General features: G+C 66.7%; 3 protein-coding genes. All 3 read left to right on the top strand.

All coding sequences use genetic code 11. The features are described from left to right. The first annotated feature begins 95 nt into the window (after positions 1 to 95). Positions 96 to 905 carry an SDR family oxidoreductase gene (locus V2S85_RS26970; protein WP_330705854.1) on the top strand — a complete coding sequence of 270 codons (810 nt, stop codon included), beginning with the start codon at positions 96 to 98 and terminating at the stop codon, positions 903 to 905. After that, entirely contained in the window at positions 905 to 2,488 is a 1,584-nt protein-coding gene (locus V2S85_RS26965) for an NAD(P)/FAD-dependent oxidoreductase (RefSeq protein WP_330705853.1), read from the top strand. Before V2S85_RS26970 ends, V2S85_RS26965 begins: the two co-directional genes overlap by 1 nt. Then, the coding region (locus tag V2S85_RS26960; RefSeq protein ID WP_330705852.1) for a hypothetical protein at positions 2,488 to 2,720 on the top strand (233 nt) is incomplete at its 3' end. The genes V2S85_RS26965 and V2S85_RS26960, both read left to right, overlap by 1 nt.

Genomic DNA, 2,720 nt, shown 5'->3' with positions numbered 1-2,720 from the left:
AAGGGTACAAAAAAGTGCCGTCTTCTCACCATCGCACCGCACTTTATGACCAGCGGCGACGGGGTCAACCAATGGCTCCACCATGGGAGAATTACATGGCTGTCGACGCCACCCGGCTGGACGGGAAAGTCATCATCATCACCGGCGGCGCGGGCGGCATAGGCTCCGCCACCGCGCGCCTCATGACGCAGCGCGGCGCCCGGATCGCCGTCGCCGACATCGCCTTCGACGCCGCTCGGGCACTCGCGGACGAACTGCCGGGCGCCCTCGCCCTCCGGCTCGATCTCGAGGACGAAGCCTCGATCGAGGCCATGGTCGCCGACACGGTCTCGCACTTCGGACGGCTCGACGTGCTGCACAACAACGCCGCCCTGCTCGGGCCGAACATCGCGCGGGCCGACAACGACGTCGAGACCATGCGGACCGCGCTATGGGACCGCACGTATGCGGTGAACGTGCGCGGCACCATGATCGCCTGCCGCGCCGCCCTGCCGCACTTGCGCGAGACGCGCGGCAACATCGTCAACACCGTCAGCAACCTCGCGCTGCAGGGGCACATGATCCAGGCGGCCTATTCCTCCTCGAAGGCCGCGGTGATCCAGATGACCCGCGCCATTGCCGCGAGCCACGGCATCCACGGCATCCGCGCGAACGCCATCGCCCCCGGCATGACGATGACCCCCGCCTTGCGCGAAGCCTTCCCGCCGCCCTTGCGCGTCGCGGTCGAGGACGAGACGCTGCGCGATACCCTCGGCGCGCCGGAGGACATCGCCGAGGCCGCCGCCTTCCTCGCCTCGGACGCTGCGCGCAACATCACCGGCCAGGTGCTCGTCGCCGACGGCGGCTGCGCCAGCCACGTTCCCGGAATCGCGCAGTTCCGGGCCTTCTTCTCGGGAGAGCATTGATGAGCACTTACGACATCGTCGTCATGGGCGCGGGCCACAACGGCCTCGTCGCGGCGGCCTACATGGTGAAGGCGGGCAAGAAAGTGCTCGTCCTGGAACGCAAGCCCCACTACGGCGGCGGCGTTTCCACGCGCGAGCTGATCCAGCCCGGCTTCTGGCATGACGAGCACTCCAACGTGCATATCATGATCCAGGGCAACCCGATGCTGCGCGAGGACGAACTGGGCCTGCTCGGCAAGTTCGGGCTGGAATACATCTACCCCGAACTGCCCCATGCCTCGATCTTCGAGGACGGCACGATGGTGCGTTCGTGGCGCGACCTCGACCGCACCTGCGAGGAGATTGCCGGCTTCTCGCCACGCGATGCCGAGGCATACCGCAAGTTCGCGCAGGCGAGCATGGCGGCGCTGCCGATGTTCATGTCCGGGCTCTACGCCCCGCCGTTCCCGATGGGCGCCTTCGTGGCGATGATGGACCAGTCGGACGAAGGCCGCTTCCTGCTCGACGTGATGCAGCGCTCCGCGCTCGACGTGGTGAACCAGTATTTCGAAAGCGACCTGCTGCGCATCCACATCGTGCGCATGGTGACCGAGAACCTGCAGATGCCCGACGAACTGGGCACTGGCATGGGGGCGTTCCTGATGCCGGGGATCATCCACGCCTACGGCTGCTCGATGCCCAAGGGCGGCTCGGGCCAGCTGAGCCACGCGCTCGTCCGCGCGATCGAGCATTTCGGCGGCGAAGTGCGCTGCAATGCCGAAGTGCGCCGGGTGATCGTCTCGGGCGGCAAGGCGACCGGGCTCGAACTGACGGACGGAGAGACCTTCACCGCCCGCGACGGGGTGATCGGCGCGATCCACCCGCATGTCCTGCGCAAGTTCGTCTCGGAAACCCCGGAGCCGGTGCTGCAACGCGCCGAGCGGGTCACGCAGTCCACCTTCTCGATCAATCTCACGCATCTCACCCTCAAGGAGCGCCTCAGGCTCAAGGTCGGCAACGAGACCAATGCGATGATGACCGAGCTGATGGACTTCTACACCGTGCGCGACATGTGCCTGGAGTATGACAAGCTGCGACGCGGCGAAGTGTCCGAGCGGCTGATCGCGGGCGGCGACAACACCATCTTCGATCCCAGCCGCGCGCCCGAAGGCGCGGGGGTGTTCTACGGCGTCAACTTCGCGCCTTACGACCTCTACCCGGACGGCCCCGGATCGTGGGACGCGCGCAAGGAGGAGATCGCCGACAAGGCGCTAGGCCAGTACCGCAAGTTCTATTCGAACCTCACCGACGACAACATCACCGGGCGCCTGATCCGCTCGCCCGTCGATCACGAGCGCGACAGCCCGGCAAGCTTCCTCAAGGGCGACATCCACGGCTGCGCGCCGTTCTTCTATCAGTCGGTGGCGCACCGGCCGACGCCGGACCTCGGCTCGCTGCGGGTGCCGGGGGTCGAGGGGCTCTATCTGGTCGGGCCGTTCATGCATCCGGGCGGCGGTGTCTTCGGCGCCGGACGCGCCACCGCGATCCAGATGATGGACGATCTCGACATCGAATACGACAAGGTCTGCGGGAGGGCGGTGTGATGAGCAATGCAGTGAGCGGCGCGAAGAAGAAAGCGCCGGTGATGAAGATCCTCGACGCGCAGGACAAGGAACTGATGGCGGTGCGCAAGTTCGAACGCGACGGCGACAACCTCGTCATCCGCGGCAAGATCTTCGGCGCCATGCCGATGGTCGCCAAGGTGACCCCCGCCGAAGCCCGCGCCGCGCTCAGGCTGCTGGATGCGAAGACCATATGGTTCCTCCTCACCCTGCT

Source organism: Novosphingobium resinovorum, from assembly GCF_036352595.1.
Taxonomy (GTDB): domain Bacteria; phylum Pseudomonadota; class Alphaproteobacteria; order Sphingomonadales; family Sphingomonadaceae; genus Novosphingobium; species Novosphingobium resinovorum_B.
The sequence above is the reverse complement of the archived record's forward strand: the minus strand, read 5'-3'. Positions and strand labels throughout refer to the sequence as shown.

Bases quoted from the DNA above. Each gene is read 5' to 3' on its own strand.
- V2S85_RS26970 (WP_330705854.1), top strand. From the start codon at position 96: ATGGCTGTCGACGCCACCCGGCTGGACGGGAAAGTCATCATCATCACC.
- V2S85_RS26965 (WP_330705853.1), top strand. From the start codon at position 905: ATGAGCACTTACGACATCGTCGTCATGGGCGCGGGCCACAACGGCCTC.